Annotated in this window: 25 protein-coding genes and 1 riboswitch; of the genes, 10 read left to right on the forward strand and 15 right to left on the reverse strand. The window is 34.6% G+C overall.

Annotated elements, in window-relative coordinates; translation table 11 throughout:
* Nucleotides 1–161 precede the first annotated feature (161 nt).
* From H7K77_RS12485 to crcB, 6 genes are read left to right on the forward strand one after another with little or no spacing between them, the layout of a single operon-like run.
* Nucleotides 162–1,103: a metal ABC transporter solute-binding protein, Zn/Mn family gene (locus tag H7K77_RS12485; RefSeq protein WP_186578180.1), complete on the forward strand. Its 942-nt coding sequence runs from the start codon at nucleotides 162–164 to the stop codon at nucleotides 1,101–1,103.
* A gap of 25 nt (nucleotides 1,104–1,128) precedes the next feature.
* A complete protein-coding gene (locus tag H7K77_RS12490) occupies nucleotides 1,129–1,884 on the forward strand; it encodes a metal ABC transporter ATP-binding protein (protein WP_186578181.1) in 756 nt (251 codons plus the stop codon).
* A 51-nt stretch (nucleotides 1,885–1,935) separates the two neighbouring features.
* Nucleotides 1,936–2,790 carry a metal ABC transporter permease gene (locus H7K77_RS12495; protein WP_186578182.1) on the forward strand — a complete coding sequence of 285 codons (855 nt, stop codon included), beginning with the start codon at nucleotides 1,936–1,938 and terminating at the stop codon, nucleotides 2,788–2,790.
* Nucleotides 2,787–3,194: a Fur family transcriptional regulator gene (locus tag H7K77_RS12500; protein WP_186578183.1), complete on the forward strand. Its 408-nt coding sequence runs from the start codon at nucleotides 2,787–2,789 to the stop codon at nucleotides 3,192–3,194. Before H7K77_RS12495 ends, H7K77_RS12500 begins: the two co-directional genes overlap by 4 nt.
* Nucleotides 3,185–3,580, forward strand: a complete 396-nt coding sequence (locus tag H7K77_RS12505; protein WP_186578184.1) for a fluoride efflux transporter FluC — start codon at nucleotides 3,185–3,187, stop codon at nucleotides 3,578–3,580. Before H7K77_RS12500 ends, H7K77_RS12505 begins: the two co-directional genes overlap by 10 nt.
* Nucleotides 3,577–3,933, forward strand: a complete 357-nt coding sequence (crcB, locus tag H7K77_RS12510) for a fluoride efflux transporter CrcB (RefSeq protein ID WP_186578185.1) — start codon at nucleotides 3,577–3,579, stop codon at nucleotides 3,931–3,933. Before H7K77_RS12505 ends, crcB begins: the two co-directional genes overlap by 4 nt.
* 39 nt (nucleotides 3,934–3,972) lie before the next feature.
* On the opposite strand, the gene H7K77_RS12515 is transcribed toward crcB, so the two are convergent.
* On the reverse strand, nucleotides 3,973–4,698 hold the full coding sequence (locus H7K77_RS12515) for a VLRF1 family aeRF1-type release factor (RefSeq protein WP_186578186.1): 726 nt from the start codon (nucleotides 4,696–4,698) through the stop codon (nucleotides 3,973–3,975).
* Between the two features lie 195 nt (nucleotides 4,699–4,893).
* Here H7K77_RS12515 and H7K77_RS12520 point away from each other — a divergent pair, with 195 nt between their 5' ends.
* A complete protein-coding gene (locus tag H7K77_RS12520) occupies nucleotides 4,894–5,346 on the forward strand; it encodes a GtrA family protein (RefSeq protein ID WP_186578187.1) in 453 nt (150 codons plus the stop codon).
* A gap of 489 nt (nucleotides 5,347–5,835) precedes the next feature.
* Here the strand turns inward: H7K77_RS12520 and H7K77_RS12525 are convergent, their stop codons facing one another.
* Both H7K77_RS12525 and H7K77_RS12530 read right to left on the reverse strand, forming a co-directional pair.
* Nucleotides 5,836–6,255: a universal stress protein gene (locus H7K77_RS12525; protein ID WP_186578188.1), complete on the reverse strand. Its 420-nt coding sequence runs from the start codon at nucleotides 6,253–6,255 to the stop codon at nucleotides 5,836–5,838.
* Nucleotides 6,256–6,442: 187 nt separating this feature from the next.
* The gene (locus H7K77_RS12530) at nucleotides 6,443–7,939 is read right to left on the reverse strand and encodes a SulP family inorganic anion transporter (RefSeq protein ID WP_407926434.1); all 1,497 of its coding nucleotides are present in this window, start codon (nucleotides 7,937–7,939) and stop codon (nucleotides 6,443–6,445) included.
* Between the two features lie 285 nt (nucleotides 7,940–8,224).
* Between H7K77_RS12530 and H7K77_RS12535 the strand changes: the two genes are divergently transcribed.
* Nucleotides 8,225–8,692 carry a YndM family protein gene (locus tag H7K77_RS12535; protein WP_186578189.1) on the forward strand — a complete coding sequence of 156 codons (468 nt, stop codon included), beginning with the start codon at nucleotides 8,225–8,227 and terminating at the stop codon, nucleotides 8,690–8,692.
* A 126-nt stretch (nucleotides 8,693–8,818) separates the two neighbouring features.
* A complete protein-coding gene (locus H7K77_RS12540; RefSeq protein WP_186578190.1) occupies nucleotides 8,819–9,961 on the forward strand; it encodes a glycosyltransferase family 4 protein in 1,143 nt (380 codons plus the stop codon).
* Nucleotide 9,962: 1 nt separating this feature from the next.
* Here the strand turns inward: H7K77_RS12540 and H7K77_RS12545 are convergent, their stop codons facing one another.
* The 4 genes from H7K77_RS12545 to H7K77_RS12560 form a co-directional block, all read right to left on the reverse strand.
* Nucleotides 9,963–10,892, reverse strand: a complete 930-nt coding sequence (locus tag H7K77_RS12545) for a M14 family metallopeptidase (protein WP_186578191.1) — start codon at nucleotides 10,890–10,892, stop codon at nucleotides 9,963–9,965.
* A 384-nt stretch (nucleotides 10,893–11,276) separates the two neighbouring features.
* Nucleotides 11,277–11,855, reverse strand: coding sequence for a CBO0543 family protein (locus tag H7K77_RS12550; protein WP_186578192.1), 579 nt, complete (start codon nucleotides 11,853–11,855; stop codon nucleotides 11,277–11,279).
* Between the two features lie 111 nt (nucleotides 11,856–11,966).
* A complete protein-coding gene (locus H7K77_RS12555; RefSeq protein WP_186578193.1) occupies nucleotides 11,967–13,133 on the reverse strand; it encodes an acyl-CoA dehydrogenase family protein in 1,167 nt (388 codons plus the stop codon).
* 187 nt (nucleotides 13,134–13,320) lie between these two features.
* Nucleotides 13,321–14,553 carry a methyl-accepting chemotaxis protein gene (locus H7K77_RS12560; RefSeq protein WP_186578194.1) on the reverse strand — a complete coding sequence of 411 codons (1,233 nt, stop codon included), beginning with the start codon at nucleotides 14,551–14,553 and terminating at the stop codon, nucleotides 13,321–13,323.
* Between the two features lie 144 nt (nucleotides 14,554–14,697).
* Here H7K77_RS12560 and H7K77_RS12565 point away from each other — a divergent pair, with 144 nt between their 5' ends.
* Nucleotides 14,698–15,330, forward strand: a complete 633-nt coding sequence (locus tag H7K77_RS12565; RefSeq protein ID WP_328701109.1) for a YczE/YyaS/YitT family protein — start codon at nucleotides 14,698–14,700, stop codon at nucleotides 15,328–15,330.
* Nucleotides 15,331–15,375: 45 nt separating this feature from the next.
* Here the strand turns inward: H7K77_RS12565 and H7K77_RS12570 are convergent, their stop codons facing one another.
* The 8 genes from H7K77_RS12570 to H7K77_RS12605 all read right to left on the reverse strand — a co-directional run bounded on the left by H7K77_RS12570 (nucleotide 15,376) and on the right by H7K77_RS12605 (nucleotide 21,554).
* Complete coding sequence (locus H7K77_RS12570) at nucleotides 15,376–15,732, reverse strand: response regulator (RefSeq protein WP_186578195.1); 357 nt, start codon at nucleotides 15,730–15,732, stop codon at nucleotides 15,376–15,378.
* A gap of 24 nt (nucleotides 15,733–15,756) precedes the next feature.
* Nucleotides 15,757–16,218, reverse strand: a complete 462-nt coding sequence (locus tag H7K77_RS12575) for a chemotaxis protein CheW (protein WP_186578196.1) — start codon at nucleotides 16,216–16,218, stop codon at nucleotides 15,757–15,759.
* A gap of 26 nt (nucleotides 16,219–16,244) precedes the next feature.
* Nucleotides 16,245–16,712 carry a chemotaxis protein CheX gene (locus H7K77_RS12580; RefSeq protein ID WP_186578197.1) on the reverse strand — a complete coding sequence of 156 codons (468 nt, stop codon included), beginning with the start codon at nucleotides 16,710–16,712 and terminating at the stop codon, nucleotides 16,245–16,247.
* Nucleotides 16,713–16,843: 131 nt separating this feature from the next.
* Nucleotides 16,844–17,302 (reverse strand): chemotaxis protein CheX, encoded by a 459-nt coding sequence (locus tag H7K77_RS12585; RefSeq protein WP_222599352.1) that lies wholly within the window; start codon nucleotides 17,300–17,302, stop codon nucleotides 16,844–16,846.
* A 190-nt stretch (nucleotides 17,303–17,492) separates the two neighbouring features.
* Nucleotides 17,493–17,578, reverse strand: a riboswitch (cyclic di-GMP riboswitch).
* Between the two features lie 159 nt (nucleotides 17,579–17,737).
* Nucleotides 17,738–18,727, reverse strand: a complete 990-nt coding sequence (locus H7K77_RS12590) for a siderophore ABC transporter substrate-binding protein (protein WP_186578198.1) — start codon at nucleotides 18,725–18,727, stop codon at nucleotides 17,738–17,740.
* 184 nt (nucleotides 18,728–18,911) lie between these two features.
* Nucleotides 18,912–19,670 (reverse strand): iron ABC transporter ATP-binding protein, encoded by a 759-nt coding sequence (locus H7K77_RS12595; protein ID WP_186578199.1) that lies wholly within the window; start codon nucleotides 19,668–19,670, stop codon nucleotides 18,912–18,914.
* Nucleotides 19,664–20,611 (reverse strand): iron chelate uptake ABC transporter family permease subunit, encoded by a 948-nt coding sequence (locus H7K77_RS12600; RefSeq protein WP_186578200.1) that lies wholly within the window; start codon nucleotides 20,609–20,611, stop codon nucleotides 19,664–19,666. The genes H7K77_RS12595 and H7K77_RS12600 overlap by 7 nt, the downstream gene beginning before the upstream one ends.
* On the reverse strand, nucleotides 20,604–21,554 hold the full coding sequence (locus tag H7K77_RS12605) for an ABC transporter permease (RefSeq protein ID WP_186578201.1): 951 nt from the start codon (nucleotides 21,552–21,554) through the stop codon (nucleotides 20,604–20,606). Before H7K77_RS12605 ends, H7K77_RS12600 begins: the two co-directional genes overlap by 8 nt.
* Nucleotides 21,555–22,052: the final 498 nt, after the last annotated feature.

The raw sequence follows: 22,052 nt of genomic DNA on the forward strand, positions 1-22,052 counted from the left end.
TGGCAAAGGCCACCATAACATCTTCGACAACCATACGATAAGATAAAGCACCTTTTACAGAGCTTTCGCAGCGGATACTTAAAACGTAATTATTCTTATTTACAAACCATAATGATTACGATAAAATAATTCTGGATAGTATAAGAAGAAAAGGAGAATTTATGAGACAGATATATTTAGTACTAATTCTACTTCTTCTATCCCTTTCAGTAGGTTGTAACAATCAAAGCGGTAATAATTCGGACGATGAACCTGTCATCTATACGTCCATTTATCCGATTCAATATATAGTAGAAAGATTAACAGGCACTTCCGTCCAAGTTGAAACAGTCTATCCTCCTGGGACAGATCCTCATTCCTATGAACCAACTGCTAAAGAAATGACGAGACAATCACAAGCAGATGCCTTCTTTTACTTAGGATCAAATCTGGAGACATTTACAGAGACTGTTGCAGGAGCTTTAGAACAGGAAGACGTGCACTTAATTGAGTTAGGTGTTCATGAACAGCTTTTTGAGCTTCACCAGACAAATGGTCTGGAGTTAGATACACATGGTCTCCATGATGAGCATCATCATGGAGACCATGACCCTCACATCTGGTTAGACCCTATCAGAACCATTAAGTTAGCTTCTTTTATCAAGGAAGAACTAAAAGAGTTGATACCGGTCCAATCGCAAAAAATCGATAATAACTACAAGCTTTTAGTTGCAGATTTAAAGATGCTAGATGAAAAATTTAAACAAGTACTTGCAGAAAAGGAACATAAAGAATTACTTGTTTCTCATGCTTCTCTCGGTTATTGGGAGGATCGATATGGTATAGAACAAATAGCAGTAAATGGTGTTTCATCGAACAGTGAACCATCCCAAAAGGATTTAATTCATATCATAGAAACAGCTAAAAACATGAATTTACACTATATGATTTTCGAACAGAACGTTTCAAATTCTGTATCAAAAAAATTACAAGATGAAATTGGTGCCTCAACTTTGATAATCCATAACCTGTCTGTCCTGACCGACGAAGATATAAAAAACGAACAAGATTATCTGTCACTTATGAAACAAAACATTAAAGTACTAGACCAAGCAACAAACTAAAGGTTAAAAAATAGGAGTTGATTATATGTCAGAGTCACTTGTCTCAATGAAAAACGTTAGCTATTCCTACGAGACCACAAAAGCTTTAATAGATATTAATTTTGAAATAAAAAAAGGGGCCTTTATAGGTCTAGTAGGACCAAATGGTGGTGGTAAAACTACCCTAATTAAACTCCTACTTGGTTTAGCAAAAAATCAAAAAGGATCCATTGAATTATTTGGTACAAAAATAAATAAATTTAAAGATTGGAACAAAATCGGCTTCGTATCACAAAAAGCAAATTCCTTTAACAAAGGGTTTCCTGCAACAGTTTATGAAGTTGTATCCATGGGTCTAACTGCAAAAGTCGGTTACTTTAAATTTTTATCAAAAGCAGATAGACGACAAATAGAAACAGCGGTTAATCAAGTAGGAATGCTAGATTACCTTCACCAAAATATTGGTGATCTTTCAGGAGGTCAGCAACAACGTGTATTTATAGCCCGTTCCCTAGTAAGTAATCCAGAATTACTTATTCTCGATGAGCCAACTGTTGGCGTCGACACAGAAAATGTAAGGAAGTTTTATGACCTCTTACATAATCTGAATGAAAAACAAAATATTTCACTTCTATTAGTGACACATGACACAGGAACAATGACACATCACGCAACCGATATTGTATGTTTGAATAAAACACTACATTTCCATGGGAAGCCAACTGAATTCACTAACCTGTCTGACAGGGAGTTATCTAACATTTATGGTCACCCTTTAAATGTTGTTACACACAATCACTAAAGTAGTTCATGCGGTCCTCTGTTTGAACTTCCTAAATCTGGAGGAAACACTATGATTGAAAATTTATTTGAATACGAATTTTTACGAAATACCTTTTTTACCGGTCTGTTAGTCGGAATCATTGCACCATTACTAGGAACGTTTATCGTTGTTAGGAGACTTTCTCTTATAGCTGATGCATTGTCTCACGTTACGTTAGCTGGGATTGCCTTTGGTTTACTACTTGAAAAGAAATATACAATTGGTTTCCTTACGCCATTTTATACCGGGATGGGGTTCTCAGTAATTGGCTCCATTTTCATTGAAAAGTTAAGGAGTGTATATAAAGCATATCAGGAATTAGCTATTCCTATCATTTTGTCTGGCGGTGTTGGCCTAAGTGTTATTTTTATTTCTTTAGCCAATGGTTTTAACACCGATTTATATAACTATTTATTTGGTTCCGTTTCGGCTGTTAGCAGAAACGATTTGTACAGTATATTAGCTATATCGATAGTGGTTATTGTCATTTTGACTTTATTTTATAAAGAACTATTCACTTTATCCTTTGATGAAGAACATGCTGTTGTTACCGGTATTCATGCAAAACGGATTCATTTTTTATTTATTTTATTAACGGCATTAGTAATTGCTGCTTCTATTCGCATTGTAGGAGTGTTATTGGTATCTGCACTAATGACCCTTCCTGTAGCTGCAAGTATTAGAATAGCAAAAGGGTTTAAACAAACTATCATTCTCTCTATTATTTTTGGCGAAATTTCTGTTATTATAGGATTAGTATCAGGATATTACTTAGAAATACCACCTGGAGGTACTATAGTTCTTACATCTATACTAATATTACTTTTAGTTATTGCATTTAAAAGATTACATGTATCTTATGCTGAAAAGAAGGTGATCCAATGAATGTCCAAGAGGCGTTAGAAGTATTAAAAGATAATGGCTATAAATATACCGGGAAACGTAAAGATATTATTGATTTTTTTTCAAAAGAAAATCGTTACCGAACTGCTAAAGATTTACTACAATATATGGAGCCTAATTATAATGGAATAAGCTTCGATACTATTTATCGCAATTTACACTTATACAATGAACTTGGGATATTAGAGGCTACAGAACTGAATGGCGAGAAACATTTCCGTATGAAATGTGACCACCACCATCACCATCATTTTATTTGTAAAGAATGTGGAATCACGAAAGAAATTCGTCATTGTCCTATGGATGTAATTAATTCTGAATTAAGTAATTTTGAGATAGAAGATCACAAATTTGAAATCTACGGACGCTGCCCAGAATGTCAATAACAGTTTCACGAATGTTGCCGATTTTACTAGTCGGATTAGGTGGAGTACTAGGTTCCAGCAGCCGTTATGGGTTAGCACTGCTATTCGACGTTGGTGATCTTCCCGTCGCAACCATACTAGTAAATTGGTTAGGATGTTTTTTACTTACCTATTTAACATTTAACCCTAGATTAAAATCCAAAATACCAACACACCTATTACTACTTATAAATACTGGCTTTATAGGGAGTTTTACTACCTTTTCTACTTTTACTGTTGAGTCCATAACATTACTTACTAGTAAGCCTTTATTAGGATTGATTTATTTTTTTCTTCAACTAACAGGTGGATTCCTTTGTTGTTTATTTGGGTATAGTTTAGCAATAAGAGGTGACAGAGCCTTATGAATTTAATCTTAGTTTCGCTTGGAGGCTTTTTTGGTGCCATAACAAGATACCTCATGGGGGTAAAATTCAATCAACCACAAAATTATAAGCCCTATGGAACATGGATTGCTAATATTTTGGGTTCCATACTGTTAGGCTTAATGCTCGTTTTCTTAGGTAATGAGCAAATCTCAAGTCAACTTTGGGCATTGCTAGGAGTTGGCTTCTGTGGTTCCTTTACAACTTTCTCAACATTTGGTGTAGAAACGTTGTCTATGGTCATCGATGGACAATATAAAAAAGCTACTTTGTATGTAATATCCTCTATATTTTTAAGCATGTTAATAGTTTGGTGTATCATTATACTATTATAAAAGCCACCGTATCTCTATTAAATACGGTGACTAACATTTTTAAGCAACTAATTTTTCAATTATTTTAGCTTCTTTATGGTCTAATAAATTTAAGTGTTCGATTCTATCCACATGTTGATCCATTTGTTGAGTTATTTCATGAACTTCCTCCTTTTCACCTACTACAATAATATTTTCCCAGTTACTTCCTACGATAATATCATCAAGCTTTTCTGCCAACCTCTTGTAAACTCTTGTCTTCTCCGTAACTATTTCTGAATCAGCTTGTCCATCTGATTGGTTATTTTCAGTAACCTCTACCCAATCGTCACTTTCCTGATCATACACTAAAAAGTTTGTATCTAGGATAGTTCTTAACTCTGCATCAATTATCTTCGCTTGATTTTGTTGTAGTAACATTATCCCTGTCCTAGGAAAGCGTAAGTGTAATTGATAAAGTTGATCCGTTACAACATTTTCTTGCCAGAACAGTTCTGTCTTCACATCCATCTCAAGATGTTTAGTAAACCATACTGATCCGTCCGTAGATGCAAAGATAACTAGACTCTTCTTAAAGTTTAATTTGTTTTTATTGATATAGGTTTCTACCTTATCTCTAACTTTTTTAAAGTTCTTCAATTCCTTAACATCATTACTCTGTTTTAAATAATTCTCAAAACTATTTAGTCCGTTCTTTAATTGGATTTTCCAACCACCTGCTTGTGAATCTTGATTTGCTGGATTTGTGTTTAAATAAATACTTAATACACTATTTGGCTTGTCCAACTTTACTTGTTGAAGTCCTTTGAGATCGTCTCTTAATTTTGTGATAATTATAACTCCCTCCCTATGGATGATTTGTAATTATCTATACTAATGTGTATCCTAATTTTGAATGTTTCAAACATAATATACATATAACTAACTGTTAGTAAATTAGCAAATCACCCTTGAGAAGCGTCTTGAAAACGGAGTGAAAAAATGACAAAAAAATTCAAAATTCAACTACTTCAGTTTGGATTTATTGGCTTAAGTAATGCCGTAGTCGATATCGTCTCGCTAAATATTCTGTTGTTTATCTGGCCAACAGATCATCGTACAACTTTAATACTTTTCAATACAATAGCTTACATTCTGACCATAATTAACAGTTATATTTGGAATACGAAGTACACGTTTAGTCACCATGCCAACATGGATTCTAAGGAGATACTCTTTTTTATATTGCAGGCGGCCGTTGCACTAATTATTAGTAACCTCGTATTTATAGGCGCTGTTGACGTAATGAAATCCCAGAGTATTCTGCAGCTCCCAACTCTGTTAATACAAAATATCGCCAAAGGGCTAGCAATGCTTCTTTCATCGTCCGCTAGCTTTCTATTTATGAAATTCTTTGTGTTTAAAAGTAACCAAACAAAACAAGCCAATCGTTAATCGATAGGCTTGTTTTGTTTAACATTTATTTGTTCCATAAAAAACTTATGTCACTATCTAATATCATCTTTAAGATAAAATGCGTCATAGTGTAAATATTGACGTTCCTTTCCGTTCCACTACTAAAGAGAGTCAGATTTCGTTTTCTTAATTGCAAATACTACATAAACAGAGATCGGAGGAAATTCACGTAGACTCCTCGAAAATACAGCCCGATTTTCTTCGTGCGATGACTATGCTACGAAGCATTTCTTGTGGGCGGAGCTTGAGCCTCCCCGGTCGCAAAAGTGCGTGCACCTGCGTCTTCTAGTAACACTTCGAAGCAGGCTTCCTCGGTGCAAGGGAGAAAAGATGGTTACTCAAGTAGCCCCCTCGCTCCCTGTGGGGTCTCAACGTCTTCGCTTTCCCACAGAAGCGTAGTGAATTTCCGTAGCGGCACCTAATAAGTTACTTCGCTTTCTATTTATTTTATGTCCAAAGCAACAAATTTTATTTTACTATCATTACTGGACAGTGTGCTCGCTTTGCAACCTTGTGACTGACACTGCCTAACACCATTTCTTGGAGAGAATTAAGTCCTCTACTTCCAATTACACAAATATCTACTTTATTGTCATTAGCATATTTCACAATTGAGGGCCCAGGTTCCCCATGTAAAATAGTTATTTTATAATTTACATGATGGCGCTTCATTTTATGTTCCGTAATCATAAGCTTTTCTTTTCTCATATGATCAACATCGACTGAATTCCAATTATGGAGGATATCAGCTTTTGATGTTGCTCCATCCACTACATATACTATTTCAATAATAGCTTTTGGATTATTATCAGCTAAGGTAAGTGCTTTCTCTGCTGCTCGTATGGCATGTTCCGATCCATCTGAGGCTAATAATATTTTATGAAACATAAATCAGTCTCCTTACTCTTAATAGCTTTCTTTCATTATATCAGAGCAACTTCCATTGCTGAACGAAAATATGTAAGCGTTCACTAAATTCACACAAATTTCTTTTCTTTCTAAATAAAATTGTTCTAAATAATCTTTCTAAAACAACTAAAAGGACCACATTCATCACATGTGGTCCTTTTTACTACTAATGATTCGCTATTTTTGCATCTGCTTTATTGTAAACAGCACGTTTTTCAACAAGCAAAGAACTTTCTTTATTTAAACCGTACACGGTTACCTTCGTTCCATTTTCTTGATATTTTAAGACAATCTTATCAATTGCACCTACTGCAGAATCATCCCAAATATGTGCATTTGTAAAGTCCAACTCCACTTGTTCTAATTTTTCTTTAAAATCAAATTGCTCTACCAATTCAGTAACAGAAGCAAAAAATAATTGTCCAGTTATCTTATAAACCTTTTTCGCACTACCTTCAACCGTTATCGCCTTTACATAAACTTTTGATATTTTAGCCGCGAAGAAAATGGCACTTAAGAGTACACCGGTTAAAACACCAATAGACAGATTATGTGTATAGACTACTGTTCCAACTGTAACAATCATTACTAAAGCATCCGTTCTAGGCATTAGATGTAAAGATCTTAAGGAGCTCCAGTCAAAGGTTCCAATTGAAACCATGATCATAACTCCAACAAGAGCTGCCATCGGAATTTGAATGAGAATATCATTAAACACGAGAATAAGCAGCATCAAGAATACACCCGCAACGAGAGTTGATAGGCGAGTTCTACCACCTGACTTAACATTGATAACAGACTGTCCAATCATGGCACAACCAGCCATTCCTCCAAAAAATCCAGCTACAATGTTGGCAATTCCTTGACCCTTTGCTTCTCTATTTTTATTACTTTCTGTATCAGTCATATCATCAACAATCTGTGCTGTTAAAAAGGATTCCAATAACCCAACAACGGAAAGTGCTATTGCATATGGGAATATGATGCTTAACGTCTCAAAATTAAGTGGGATATCAGGCAAGAGAAATACTGGTAATGCTTGAGTCAATTCTCCCATATCTCCGACTGTTCTAACACCACTACTAGTAAATACTGCTACTGCAGTGATAGCAATTATTGCTATTAATGGAGATGGAACAGCTTTCGTAAATAACGGAAAAATATAAATGATAGCCAAAGCCCCTGCAACCATTGCGTACATTTGCCATGATTCTCCAACAAAGTGTTCCAATTGAGAAGTAAAAATTAAAATTGCTAACGCATTAACAAAGCCAATCATGACAGAACGTGGCACAAATTTCATGTATTTAGCAAGTTTGAAAATACCCATTATTATTTGGATAACGCCGGTAAGAATAGTTGCTGCTAACAAGTATTCTAAACCATGATCTGCAACTAATGACCCCATCACTAATGCCATAGCCCCTGTAGCAGCAGAAATCATTCCCGGTCTACCACCTGTAAAGGCAATCACGACGGCAATACAAAAGGATGCGTAAAGACCAACCATTGGATCCACACCAGCGATAATGGAGAATGCAATAGCCTCTGGTATTAAAGCAAGCGCAACTACGGCACCTGCCAAGATATCCCCACGAATATTACTAAACCAATTCTGTTTTATTGTAGATAAATTCAATTCTACACCTCTTCCTCTTCTCATTTATTAACTCTTGGCTTTCCACTCTCATGAAAGCCGGACCGTTTTTAACAAATAGAATAATATCATAGTTGCACCTATTACAGAAATCCGATGTAAGCGTGAATCATTTATTTTTTCCTTATTATTTCTACAAATTACTTAAAGTTACTACCCCATACTATCAATCGCCCATAATCGACTAAAAATCATTTCCAATTAACTTGTATTTTTTACCGGCTTGATTACGATTTATTTTTATTGGGATAGCAAACAATAATTATATCTTCTTGGAAGGAGGTTTGAGATATGAACCATCTTAAAGCTATTGGGATTAAATTTATTGTTATAAGTATTGTGCTTTACTCTATTTTAGCAGGTTTTTATACCGCTACTATAGGTAACATTTTTGTTATCAGCCTTCTCGTAACTGGTGTCGCTTATGTTTTAGGTGATCTATTTATTTTACCTCGATTCGGCAATTTGATTGCATCAATTGCTGATTTAGGTTTAGCGTTTCTATCTATATGGCTGTTAAGTTCCGTGTTCTTTGCTGAAGAATATGGGATAATGTCCGCTTCGTTATTTTCGGCAATTTTAATAAGCTGTTCTGAAGCTGTATTCCACTTGTATATGAACAGTAAGGTTTTTCACAAAGATGAAGATGTATACATTAACAGAGATAAACAATTTTCTGGAGATTTTGTAACTGAGTTTGGTGAGGAAGAATATGATTCTGATGTAATTAACCTAAAAGACAAAAGTGATAAAAAATAAGAAGGGGTGGGATGCCCCTTCATTCCTAAACCATGTAAAATTTACATATATTTAATTTCTTACGGTTTTTCTTAACAACTATTTTCCATACAATTTAGTAAATACGGTTCTTAAGGAGTGTGGAAAATGAACGTTGCTATCTTTACAGATACTTTTTCCCCGGATATTAATGGTGTGGCAAAAACTTTGAAGCGTCTTACAGAATACCTGCAAGCAAATAATCATCAATACCGCGTATTTGCCCCAAAACACTTTAGACAACAAATGGATTCAGAAAATATTAACCAACTATCAAGTTTGCCATTCATCTTGTATCCAGAGTGTAGGTTTTCTATACCAAACCTTTTGCAAATAAGCGCAGAATTAAAGGAATTTAAGCCAGACATTATCCATGTCGCTACACCCTTTAATATAGGATTATGCGGTATCCATTACGCAAACAAATTCAACATTCCATTGGTTGGTTCTTATCATACTGATTTTGATCAATATTTGTCGTATTATAACCTTCCATTTCTTTCTAAAACTTTATGGAGATATATGAAATGGTTTCATCGTTCGATGGAAAAAATATTTGTACCATCTAAAGATACATTAGAAAAACTAAAATCAAAAGGTTTTCAAAACCTGAGTATTTGGAGTCGTGGAGTTGACACTTCCATTTTCAATCCTAATTATTCCACGTTAGCGATTCGTGAAAAATATCATATCAAAGAAAAATATATATTGAGTTACGTTGGACGTCTTGCACCGGAGAAAGATATATTTAAACTTCAAGAAATCATGCATAGCCTACCAAAAGAGTTATCTGAGCAGGTTCGATGGCTCATAGTGGGGGATGGACCTTCCAAGCAAGAATTGATCGATAATGCCCCAAAAAATGCTACTTTCACTGGTTACTTACACAAAGAGTCATTGGCAGAGGTTTATACAGCTTCTGATTTATTTGTTTTTCCTTCCTCCACTGAAACATTTGGAAATGTAGTACTAGAAGCCTTAGCATGCGGAACTCCTGCGCTATGTGCAAACGCAGGAGGGGTTCGTAATATTATTAAAGATTCCGAAACTGGCGTTTTATGCAAGTCTGGTACGATTGAAGAATATGTCCAACATATTACTCATCTACTTCATCAAGAACAAAAGCGAAATGCTATGTCTAGAGCTGGGGTAAAATATGCAAGCCTCAATGGTTGGGATAGCCACTTAAAAAAACTGATTCAGGAGTACCACGAAATAACTAGTAATCGTTTACTTAAAAAGCATGCATAGGCTACCTATTATCTTTATTTAAAAATGCTTCTAATGCTAACATCAATCCTAATTCTTTATTATCATTCCATATTTTATCATAGTTTTCCAATGGTACTGGTCTTGGCCCGACTAGCGGTGAGATTTCTAAAGTGAAGGCTGGTTTTCCTAAAGAATCCAAAAACCAATCCGTAAATCCACCACCACTAGGATTTGGACTAGGATAAATAAGCTGATACCCTGTTTTTTCTTTTATCATAGTAGCTATTTTCTTGGATCGATTTAGGAGTGCTCCACTACTCTTATATTTCCAAAAAATTTCCTCCCCAGATGAATGATAGGAAACAGCTGTTTTAAAATCATGTTCTAAAGTAAAATCATAAATTGCCTTTGTTTCTGGTTCACTCAGAGGAGACGGTCCTTTATACATAGAAGGGGCTGGTTTACCAATTTGGTCATCTATCGTTTCCCAACCTGCAGGGTATTGGCGGTTCAAATCAACACCATTTATATTAGCTTTCCATGAGGAGAAACTTTTCTGATTATTATTTAAAGCTATAACATCAGTACAATTTTCTATTCCTTCAACCCCATATTGTACGAGTGAAACACCGTCCGGATTAACCATTGGTACAAACCAAATAGAAGTTTTTGATAAAATGTCTCGAACAGGAAAAATACCAATAAGATCATCATTTGCGTAGCCTTGACAATATGTGTCTACCATGTGCATGACTAATGAAGTGGTTAACCACTCCCTAGCATGGTGTGCAGCATTAATAAATATCTCTGTCTCTCCATGACCGAGTTTAATGGCAACTATTTTCTTCCCCTCAACGGACTCCCCTATTTTTTTTGTTGAAAGAACAGAGGAATATTGTTTTTCTAAGTTACATATATCTTCTATCATTTTGGCATACGAGTATAACTGTTTCGGAGCTACAATTTGCATGAATTTTCCCTACCTTTTGTAAATTTACCTTCCATTTCATCATACGTGAGATCGACTTTTTATATAACACTTAAGATCAAACGTTATGTAACTCCTATAATACAACAAGTCTACTTTACCTAAAATCCAATTAATATGTAGATACTTAAAACTCCCCCCTCTTTTCCTAGTCGAACTACGCTTTTCTATAACTGTAGTATCTAATACAACACTCTTTATGGTTAGATAGTACAAATAGTTAGGATGCCCTGCAGCATTATTTGAGCTTCTATCCCTCCTTAAAAACTAAAAAATCCTGTCATCTCATCGAGACACAGGATTCATCATACGTTATTATTTATGGGTTCGATTCTCTATATAGAGTAAATAACTTTTTTATCTCTACTACTTAATAACAGTCACACCAACATAAATTCCAGCAAGAAAAATAGTGGTGATTACAATGAGATGAAAGATAATCCAAGCCCATCCACCATATCTAAAAGCATCTGAACTAATTGGGTTTCTTGCGCTATCCGGTACAACTTTCCCACCTAATGTCTCTAAAAGTAGAAAATTTATCCACCATAATGTATAGCTATCCCATAGATCCCATTCTGGCTCGAATCTAAAAATACTCGTACGCTTTAAAATCACCTCAGCAAATACGCCTAAATGAATTATCCCCCAATAAAATGGGATCTTCCACACCCATTTTTTAGGACTATATCTTATTCCAAACAATGCAATAAACGGAAAAACGGTAGATACTAATCCGTATGGAATTAATAAACCATTGTGTAGCAAATTGTTTGGAAATGTGTAAAATCCTATATAAGTTAAAAAGTAACATAATAAATTACCTGACACTGCACTAACTAAAAAGATGAATCCATAACGCTTCCAATCTAATTTAATGATAAACAAACAGCCTAAGCCACTACTAAGTATAACGATTAAAAATAACATAGCTTTTACACTCATTTTATCACCTATTTAACTAAACCATATTTATGTTTTAGGGTTACCCAAAAAAGGATAATTAAGACAAGAAAACTCCAATCATTTTGATTGAAGTTTTTTTACCTTTTATGTTTAATCGCGCAATGCATTTCCAGCTAACAATTGAATAACCATATCATCCATAGGTGGGTTATGTAATCCAGCTCTAACATCGCGGTAGTACTGTTCAAATGGCATCGTTTTTGATAATCCCCTTCCACCTACAATTCGCATAGAAAGATCCACTACCTCATTTGCTATATTGGTTGCAACCGTCTTGACTGCTGCTAATTCGATACCTAAGTTGTCCCTCTCTTCGGGATATTTATCCCATTTTTCAGCTATTCCATACATGAAATAACGGGCTTGCATTAATTTTAAATCCATTTCTCCTATTTTCTGTTTTATATGTGGCACCTCAGATATAGTGGTTTTTAAACTATTTGGTTGAAAACTTTTAGCAAACTTAATTGCCTCATTCCTAGCTGCTATAGCAATTCCTAAGTAACAAGCCGGAATATGAAGCAGCCACCCTTTTGGTGACGGTCTCTTCCCTTTTGTCTCATTGATTTCAACCAACATGTCTTCACTTAATTCAACATCATTTAAAACTAGATCATCACTTCCAGTTCCCCTCATACCTAGTGTATCCCAAGTATGCTCGACCTCGATCCCTGGTTGATCACTTTTAATTAGGAAAGACCCTACTGCATCCTTGTCTTCTATAAAAGCCGTAACAATATAATAATCAAGCACACTCGCCATTGTGGTAAATGATTTTCTACCATTTATTATGTAGTTATTTCCCTCTCGGACCGCACGAGTTTCTGGTATCCCACCTCTAGTTGGACTTCCAGTAGCAGGCTCAGTGGCAGCCCGATTCACAACTTTTTTATACTCGCCTACTTCCTTAGCTATCCATTCAAACTTTTCCTTACTCCAAAGTGTTTGTTCACTTAATTCCATCATAACACCCATATGCCACCCAATTGATAGTGCTGTTGCTCCATCTCCTTCTGCTAGCTTCTCTTGTAACAAAAGGAATTCATATAAGCTTAAATCCTCCCCACCATACTCTTTTGGAAGTGTTAAGGAGACATATCCTTCAGACTTCAGATCTGCTAAGTTATCGATAGAAAATGTCGCCGTCTGCTCTGCTTGTTTCACTCTTTCTTTTATTTTAGGTACTAAATAAGCAACCTTCTCAAACAATCGTTGCTGACGTTCAGTCTTTATAAAAGTTTTAAATAAATCAGACATTATCCATCACTCCATTTTCTCTTTTATTTAAATCATACAAAACCTTTCCTTATTATTCCAATAAGAGCTATTTACTTTTTTCGGATATGGATCTTTTACATAATGACTCTTTATCGTATGTACTTTTGTTTTTAACGTAATTTATAACAAAAAAGTAGAGCACCACTCTACTCTACTTTTTTTAACCTTATACTTTTAGTTGGCTAATAGTTTCTTGTAATTTATCTTGTCCGCTTCTAATTTCATCCACAAAATTACGCAATTGTTCTGAAGTAGTAGCAACTTCTTCGATCCCAGCAGCAGACTCTTGTGTTACCGAAGCTATATTTGTTATCGAGTCATTTATTGTTTTTGTATTATCTAAAACACCGTATAGGGAGTTGGATACTGTCTCAATCTCTTTCCCAATGTTATGGATAATCTTGTTTAGTTGATTAAAAGTGTCTCCAGTTGTTGCCACTTGATTTGAACCTTCTGTTACCGCTACATAACCTTGTTCTAACGCTTTGACTGCTACCTTAGATTCACTTTGAATCCCGTTTGCCGTACTAGTAATATCCGTAATTGACTTACTAACCTGCTCAGCTAGTTTTCTAACTTCATCAGCGACAACAGCAAATCCACGACCTTGCTCCCCTGCCCTAGCAGCCTCAATAGCAGCATTCAACGCTAAAAGGTTTGTCTGTTCTGCAATTTCCTGGATAACCGTTACAAGTTGAGTAATTTTGACTGTCATATGATCAAGGCCTTGTACTTTTTCTAATGACTCTTTTATCGTAGTATCAATAATTTGCATCTTATCTACAGACTGATTCATCAAACGTGTGCCTTCTTCCGTTATAGACAACATCGATTTAGATTCCTCTTTGATGTTTTCACCATTCATAACAACTTTCATGATTGTGTCTGTGAAATCTTGCATTATTTCCGTTAATGAGGAGGCGGCATCTGCTTGTTGATCTGCACCGCTAGATATTTCTCCCATCGTGTTAACTATTTGATTACTTCCAGATTCTAAACGATCTGTTGTTTCTTGTAAATCACTACTTTGGTTTTTAATATGTTCTGTAATTGAAGTTAAAAAAGTCTTCATTCGTGTTTTACGCGCTTCATAAGAAGTGATAAATTGATCTATTTCAACAAACTCTTTAAAATTCACTTTTGATTCTGTCATTACACTAGTATCATCACTAGATACCTCTCTAACTCGTATTGTTAGATTTTGCAGTTGATTACCTATTTTTCTTATGAAGAAGAAAGCTATACCAACACTGACAAGTATAGATACCCCAGGAATAACCCACGTTAAAAGTGGTATATTATTTTCAGTCGGAAGCATGAATAAAGTAGCTAAAACACTAAGGCAATTCAAGATAATGACTGCAGCAAAACCAATCATTGCATTTATTTTCAATCCCATTTCTTTCTCTCCTATCCATAGATACATAGCACCTTTTCCTTAATCCAAAAACAAATTTAGAGCAAGGAACGCTAACTATTTTCTTTTATGTGTTAGTTTGATAACATAATTAACAGTGATTCTAGCAAAATAACAAACTAGGGCGTGAACATCTTGAGAAATACGAGTAAAGGTTTTCATTTTTATATTATCGGAATTATTTTATTGACACTTGGAATAGCCTTAACGATCCTATCAAAATTAGGGGCCTCTCCGTTTGATGCACTACTTGTTGGTCTATACAGAACGTTTGGGCTCACTATTGGGAGCTGGGAGGTTGTAGTCGGATTAACAATGATTTTATGTAATGCATTAGCAGAGAAAAGACCTCCTGAATATATCGCACTATTAACCTCACTTATTACCGGATTCGGTATCGATACATGGCTCTTTTTATTGCGCAACTTTTTAGAACCAACAAACATACTCCCTCAATATAGTTGCTTATTGCTTGGTATTATATTTACTGGAATTGGAGTTGCAACTTATCTACAGTCCTCTATCGCACCAAATCCCATGGACAGATCTATGCAAGTTATTTCTAAGTTCACTGGTTGGAGTGTAACGTATTCACGCGCGTTAATAAGTTTAATTCTAGTTATCTTAGCCTTCTTTTTTAGTGGTGCAATTGGCATTGGAACGATAATAAATGCTCTTCTTAGTGGCGTACTTATTTCCTTATTTTTACCTTATTTAGAAAAAATAAGAATAAAGTCTCTTCACAAACAAACAACATAGTTGAAAAAAAGGAGAGCATTCTATTGCTCCCCTTTCCCCCTTACCTTAGAGCACTTTTGCTAATGCTTCCTTCACTCTTTCTTCCGTAAATGGTTTTACAATAAAGTCTTTCGCTCCTGCTTTTATTGCTTCGACAACCATTTGTTGCTGCCCCATAGCTGAACACATTACGATCGTCGCATTTGGATCGAAACTTTTTATTTCTTTTACAGCTTCAACACCGTTCATTTCAGGCATCGTTATATCCATTGATACCAAATCAGGCTTTAATTCTTTGTAAAGCTGAGCAGAAACTTGCCCATTTTCCGCTTCTCCAACAACTTCATGTCCTAAAGTAGTGAAAATATTTTTTAGTTGCATACGCATAAAAGCAGCATCATCTGTAACTAAAATTCTAGCCATTCTATTACCTCCAAAATTTACCTTCTAATCATTAACTACTTCTTTAACCTGTGAGATCTCTTGATTACTAAGAACTTGCTCTAAATTGAGAATAAGTAACAATCTCTCTTCTAATTTTGCAACGCCTTTTAAGTATTTAGAATCTACACCATTTACAGATTGAGGTGCTTCATCAATTACCGACGAATCAATGTCAATAACATCAGTTGCAGCATCTACAATTAATCCTACTTGAATATCATCAATACTAGCAATTAATATTCTCGTATTTTCTGTATGAACAGTCTCTCCCAGACCTAAGCGTGTCTTAAGATCGATGATTGGAGTAATCTGTCCTCTCATATTAATAATTCCTTTAATAAAGTCAGATGTTCTAGGCATCTCTACAATTTCTTGAAGCCTTTCTATAGAACGAATCTGCTCAATATTAGCACCGTATTCTTGAGTGTTTAGTTTAAAAATAATCGTCTTAGAAAAATGATCCATTACATGATCTCCTATTCTACGTGATATTATTGCTTGATTAGCAGACAGACGTCCAAGTCACCAATATTAGGGTAAGTAGCTTTTACTACTAGTGCCCTTTTAAACCCTGACAATTTGGCATTACCTGTTAAAACGGTCGGATGTGTAATATCTGTTGTGATATTATTTTGTGCAATTTGTGTTGAAAGACTTCCTGCTAACATATTCCCTAACTCCCCAGAGAAAGACTCTAGCATTTCGTCTGATAAAGCCATACCGAACATCGCTTCACCAATCGAACTAAATAATTTATCATCACCTTTGATTATTAGTTCTCCTTTAATATCACCAGTAAATCCAATCAATACACCAAATTTAACTTCAAGTGGCGGTTCAACAAGATTGGGTGATCCTATTTGTGCTTCTATAGGTACTACCGTTTTTAACGCTTGGATAGTGCCGTTATAAATTTCTTTTATCACCGTATTAACGTTAAGTTCTTTCGTCGATGTCAATTTAGGGCCTCCTCATATTCATTCAATCAATATTATTTGAACTACTTATCATATCGACAAATATCTACAAATGTTTACACTTTTTCACTAGATATTGTAGATTATTCAACCTATGTAATGGTTGACAGTTATTAATTAATCAATAGTCCAATATTCATTTGGCCCAAAGTTTTATAATTTACGTTAACTAACAGCGCTTTACTGAACCCAGATAGGGTAGATTCCCCTTTAATTAAAGTAGGGTGAGTAATATCTGTTTGAATATTATTTGATGCTAAATGCGTAGACAAGCTGCCTGCTAACATATTACCAAGTTCACCTGAGAATGAATCTAACATTTCTTCAGGCAAAGTCATCCCATACATCGCTTCTCCAATAGAATTAAATAAAGATGGATTTGCTCGAATAATCAATTGCCCTTTAATATTTCCACTAAAACCTATTAGAACGCCATATTCAACTGCTAGCTGGTTATTAACTAAAGTAGGATCATCATAGCTATGTTCCAATGGCACAACAGATTTAATGGAATGGATTGCTCCGTTAAATAATTCTTTTATTACTTTGTTAGAATCTCCAAAATCCCCCAATATTAAGCCCCTTTCTCTCTAAAGAAGATTAGGAAACTTAACGATTGGAAAGCTAGCAACTATAGCATCCTTATTGAACTTATTTGTGAATCGATCCGGTAAATTTATGCTTGTTACACAAAAATGACCATTTCGATTACCCGAAATAGTCATTAAAACTGTTGTAAAGTCAACAGAATCAAAACTTTAATGGAGTAACCTGGCAATCATAGTCCACTAGACTTTAGACCCATAGCTTTGCGCCCTTCCCTTTCGAAAAGTTAGCCTTTTTTCACATATAATATTTGATTATTACATAAATAATACCTAAGATTCTGACAAAATACAACACATTTTAATATCAAAAGAGAATAAAACAGGTCTTTTTTACTAAAAGCATCATATTTTAAAAAAGAAAAGAGCCACCTAAAATTTGGTGACTCATTTCTTTTTCAATTATTCAATATTAGATGATACTTCATTTACCATTTCTGCTACAGAAATTAATCCGCCACCAGAAACATACCAGTACTCTGGGTTTAGATAAACGATATTATCTTCAGTTGCTGCCTTCGTACCATTAACTAATTCATTATCTAATGTTTTTTCTGCTGAGTACTCACCGCCAACAATCTTGTTGCGATCAATTACAAATAGATAATCAGGGTCTTTTTCAGCAATATACTCAAAGCTGACATTTTGTCCGTGTGTCGCTACTTCAATTGTGTCATCTACTGGCGTAACACCAAACACATCATGGATAATACCAAATCTAGATCCAGCTCCATACGCACTGATGCTACCATCATTAGTAAGGATAATCAGTCCATTTTTACCACTTTCGGATACTTTTCCTTTAAGCTCTTCAATAGATTCATCTATTGCAGCTAATTCTTTTTCCGCTTCTGCTTCTTTACCGAAGATTTCACCTATTAACGTAACGTTTTCTTTGAATGAATCCATGTATCTTGTAGTATCAACACCCATATAAATGGTTGGTGCTAATTCTTTCAAGTCATCGTACACTTCAGAAGTTCTTCCTGAAATAATAATTAAATCCGGGTCAATTTCTGCAAGTTTTTCAAAGTCTGGTTCAAATAAAGTTCCTGCATTTTCATACTTTCCATCTTGATATTTTTCTAAATATGTTGGAAGATTATCTTGTGGGATTGCTGTAACCTCTACACCTAATTTATCAAGAGTATCTAGTGTGCCATAGTCAAACACTACTACTTTTTCTGGATTTACTGGTACAGTAGTCTCTCCTAATTGGTGTGTCACCTCGATTTCTGTCGGCTCAGAAGAAGCCTCTTCCGATTCGCCACTCTCTGCGTTAGCAGCTTTATTATCCTCTTTTGAAGTTGAACTATCCTCTGCATCGTCACCACAAGCTGCAGCAAATAAAACTATAAATAGTAAAGATAAAAGTATTAATATCTTTTTCATCTATGTGTCTCTCCTCTAATTATTATATTTATTATTTAAATGCTAGTTACCGAAAGAAAATGGTTCTTATTAGGAATACTGTCTCTGCTCATTACTTAATACTTGGGCCCAGCAAAAACTTAAATATCCTACTAGGGTTTACCATAATATTCTCGAAGATAACTATCATCATTTAAATCACAACTTAAGAAAAGTATAGGCAAATTCTACATTGATCAATATCCTGGATTTGAATATCCATATCATATACTTCTCGTAGAACTTCCTTATTAATTATTTCATTTGTTGAACCTTTTTTAACAATTTTTCCATTTTTCAGCGCTACGATATAATCAGAATATACAGAAGCAAAGTTTACATCATGAATTACGATAATAACCGTCTTCCCTAATTCATCAACAAGTCTACGTAGTACTTTCATAATTTGTACAGAATGCTTCATATCTAAGTTATTTAAAGGTTCATCCAACAGGATATAATCGGTATCTTGTGCTATTACCATTGCAATGTGTGCTCTCTGTTTTTGTCCACCACTAAGTTGATCGAGGAACTTATCCTGAATATCTTCTAATTCCATATAGGCAATAGCTTCTTCTATAAACTTCTTATCTTCTTTTGTTAGTCGGCCTTGTGAATAAGGAAATCTTCCAAAGCTAACTAACTCTTTAACGGTTAGACGGACATTGATATGATTAGCTTGTTTTAATATGGAAATCTTTTTAGCTAATTCACCACTTTTAGCAGTTGAAATTTCCTCGTCATCGATGATTACTTCACCATAGTCCTTTGCTATTAATCTACTTACAATGGATAAAAGTGTACTTTTACCAGCTCCATTGGGACCAATAAATGAGGTAATCTTTCCCTTAGGAACACTGATCGATACGTTATCAACTACAGCTTGATTCCCGTACCTCTTCGTTATTTCCTTCACTTCTACCATGTTTTATTCTCCTTTAAAATCAGATATAAGAAATACGCTCCACCAACAAAATTAATAATGACACTTAATGTTGTTGCAAACGAGAACACTCTATCTACAATTAATTGTCCACCTACTAAGGCAATAATGCTAATGAAAATTGATCCAAAGATCAGATAGTTATGGCGATATGTTCTCAAAAACTCGTGAGCCACATTTGCCACCAGCAAACCAAGGAACATAATTGGACCTACCAAGGCTGTAGCGACAGATACTAGGATAGCAATGATAATTAATAGTCGCTTTACTAAGTAATCATAATCAATCCCTAAATTAATAGCATTTTCTTTCCCGAGTGAAAGTACATCTAAGTATTTATAAAACCTCATAAAATAAATGAGTACAATAACAATAATAATAATAGACAGGTATAAAATATCTGTATTCACATTGTTAAAACTGGCAAACATTCTATTTTGTATAATTGAAAATTCATTAGGATCAATTAACACTTGCATAAATGATGATAGACTTCCAAAAAATGTCCCAAATATTAAACCAATTAATAATAGAAAATAGATATTCTGGTGCTTACGAAACAAAATTTTGTATAACAAGAAAGCAAAACCAATCATTAATATTACTGAAATACCAAAATTCAAATTATGATTAGTTGCCGTGCTACTAGTTGATCCAAGTACAAAGATTATAAAGGTTTGTATCAATAAGTATAAAGAGTCTAGCCCGATTACACTTGGAGTTAGAATACGGTTATTCGTAATAGTTTGAAAGATAATAGTGGAAAGTGCAATCACTCCACCAGTTATGACAATTGCTAAAATTCGAGTACCCCGTCTTGGAAGGATATAGTCCCAATTACTTGTAATACCTGAAAATAGATAAATAGATATAAGTATAATAGATATAATAGCTAGTAAAATAATTTTGATTTTATTACTCATAGGATTTTCTCCTCATTACTAGGTAAAGAAAAATACCGCTCCCAATAACACCAACTGTTACGCCAATTGCAATCTCATATGGGTAGATAATAACACGCCCTAGAATATCACAAGCTAATACAAATACAGCACCAAGCAAGGCCGTGTGAGGCAAACTATTTTTCAAATTATCCCCTTTATAAATTGTAACTATGTTAGGAATAATTAAGCCTAAAAACGGGATCATTCCTACTGTTAAAATAACTACTGAAGTAATTAAAGCGACAATAACTAAGCCTATGTTCACTACTCGCTTATGATTCATACCTAAATTTGTTGAGAAGTCTTCTCCCATCCCGGCGATCGTAAACCTGTTTGCATATAAATAAGCAATTGCGACTAGTGGGATGCTTATATAAAGCATTTCATACCTGCCCTGCATGATTAAGGCAAAATTACCTTGTAACCACGCTGACATGTTTTGAATAAGATCATTTTTATAAGCAAAGAATGTTGTAACTGAACTGACAATGTTCCCAAACATCAGCCCAATCAACGGAATAAAAATAGGATCCTTGAACTTCACCTTATCTAATATTTTCATAAATACAAATGTACCAATTAGTGCAAATGTGAAGGCCACTAACATCTTTTGCATCGGTCCTGCTGTCGGAATGACCATTAATGCGAAGAGGATTCCGAATCTTGCTGAATCCATTGTTCCAGCTGTCGTCGGAGAAACAAATTTGTTTCGGCTTAATTGCTGCATGATTAAACCACATATACTCATACTCATCCCGGCGATGATAATACTTATTAATCTTGGAAAACGACTAATTAGTAAAATCTCTTTTTGATCCTCAGATAACTGAAAAAGATCACTAGGTTTCAAATCGATAACACCAATAAATAACGATGCTATGGATAAGACGAATAGGATTAAGATTAGATACTTCTTTTTCATTACTATATTCCTGAGCCTTCCCATTACAACTTTAGATGTAATTATATTTCTTATGCGAACAAAACAATAATGATATTCATTATCAATTAGATTACTTTTATACTACCATTTTATTTATAACTGTCAACCACTGGTAATATATTTTAAAATTTTATAAACTTTTATGTGAATATTATTTTTTATAATTAAGTTATGTACTTGAAAAAACTATCGATTAATAAGTTAGCTTCAGACGCTCACGAAAATATCTCACTTAACTTTTATGAGAAGCATGGTGAAATAGAGGCAATTTACATAGTTTATAGAGGGTAGTAGCGGTAATCCTTTTGTTTCGGAAGTCTATATTTCAGCCCTAACCAAAAGTGCATGTATTACTGCCTCCTACCATCTCTACCAAATCAAACAAATGGTAGGAGTAATTGGTGTATAACTAATTGTAAAGTAAAAACTATTTGTAAATACCATAGTCTAGTTACGTACTATCTATAAAATCACCAG

It is taken from the genome of Aquibacillus kalidii (assembly GCF_014280935.1).
GTDB classification, from domain to species: domain Bacteria; phylum Bacillota; class Bacilli; order Bacillales; family Amphibacillaceae; genus Aquibacillus_D; species Aquibacillus_D kalidii.

Excerpts from the sequence above, each read along its gene's own strand:
- H7K77_RS12545 (WP_186578191.1), bottom strand. The coding sequence starts at position 10,892 with ATGCAAATTGTAGCTCCGAAACAGTTATACTCGTATGCCAAAATGATA.
- H7K77_RS12525 (WP_186578188.1), bottom strand. The coding sequence starts at position 6,255 with ATGTTTCATAAAATATTATTAGCCTCAGATGGATCGGAACATGCCATA.
- H7K77_RS12600 (WP_186578200.1), bottom strand. The coding sequence starts at position 20,611 with ATGAGTAATAAAATCAAAATTATTTTACTAGCTATTATATCTATTATA.
- H7K77_RS12500 (WP_186578183.1), top strand. The coding sequence starts at position 2,787 with ATGAATGTCCAAGAGGCGTTAGAAGTATTAAAAGATAATGGCTATAAA.
- H7K77_RS12605 (WP_186578201.1), bottom strand. The coding sequence starts at position 21,554 with ATGAAAAAGAAGTATCTAATCTTAATCCTATTCGTCTTATCCATAGCA.
- H7K77_RS12555 (WP_186578193.1), bottom strand. The coding sequence starts at position 13,133 with ATGTCTGATTTATTTAAAACTTTTATAAAGACTGAACGTCAGCAACGA.
- H7K77_RS12535 (WP_186578189.1), top strand. The coding sequence starts at position 8,225 with ATGAACCATCTTAAAGCTATTGGGATTAAATTTATTGTTATAAGTATT.
- crcB (WP_186578185.1), top strand. The coding sequence starts at position 3,577 with ATGAATTTAATCTTAGTTTCGCTTGGAGGCTTTTTTGGTGCCATAACA.
- H7K77_RS12490 (WP_186578181.1), top strand. The coding sequence starts at position 1,129 with ATGTCAGAGTCACTTGTCTCAATGAAAAACGTTAGCTATTCCTACGAG.
- H7K77_RS12505 (WP_186578184.1), top strand. The coding sequence starts at position 3,185 with ATGTCAATAACAGTTTCACGAATGTTGCCGATTTTACTAGTCGGATTA.
- H7K77_RS12495 (WP_186578182.1), top strand. The coding sequence starts at position 1,936 with ATGATTGAAAATTTATTTGAATACGAATTTTTACGAAATACCTTTTTT.
- H7K77_RS12570 (WP_186578195.1), bottom strand. The coding sequence starts at position 15,732 with ATGGCTAGAATTTTAGTTACAGATGATGCTGCTTTTATGCGTATGCAA.
- H7K77_RS12550 (WP_186578192.1), bottom strand. The coding sequence starts at position 11,855 with ATGAGTGTAAAAGCTATGTTATTTTTAATCGTTATACTTAGTAGTGGC.
- H7K77_RS12560 (WP_186578194.1), bottom strand. The coding sequence starts at position 14,553 with ATGGGATTGAAAATAAATGCAATGATTGGTTTTGCTGCAGTCATTATC.
- H7K77_RS12520 (WP_186578187.1), top strand. The coding sequence starts at position 4,894 with ATGACAAAAAAATTCAAAATTCAACTACTTCAGTTTGGATTTATTGGC.
- H7K77_RS12530 (WP_407926434.1), bottom strand. The coding sequence starts at position 7,939 with ATGAGAAGAGGAAGAGGTGTAGAATTGAATTTATCTACAATAAAACAG.
- H7K77_RS12575 (WP_186578196.1), bottom strand. The coding sequence starts at position 16,218 with ATGGATCATTTTTCTAAGACGATTATTTTTAAACTAAACACTCAAGAA.
- H7K77_RS12595 (WP_186578199.1), bottom strand. The coding sequence starts at position 19,670 with ATGGTAGAAGTGAAGGAAATAACGAAGAGGTACGGGAATCAAGCTGTA.
- H7K77_RS12540 (WP_186578190.1), top strand. The coding sequence starts at position 8,819 with ATGAACGTTGCTATCTTTACAGATACTTTTTCCCCGGATATTAATGGT.
- H7K77_RS12485 (WP_186578180.1), top strand. The coding sequence starts at position 162 with ATGAGACAGATATATTTAGTACTAATTCTACTTCTTCTATCCCTTTCA.
- H7K77_RS12590 (WP_186578198.1), bottom strand. The coding sequence starts at position 18,727 with ATGAAAAAGATATTAATACTTTTATCTTTACTATTTATAGTTTTATTT.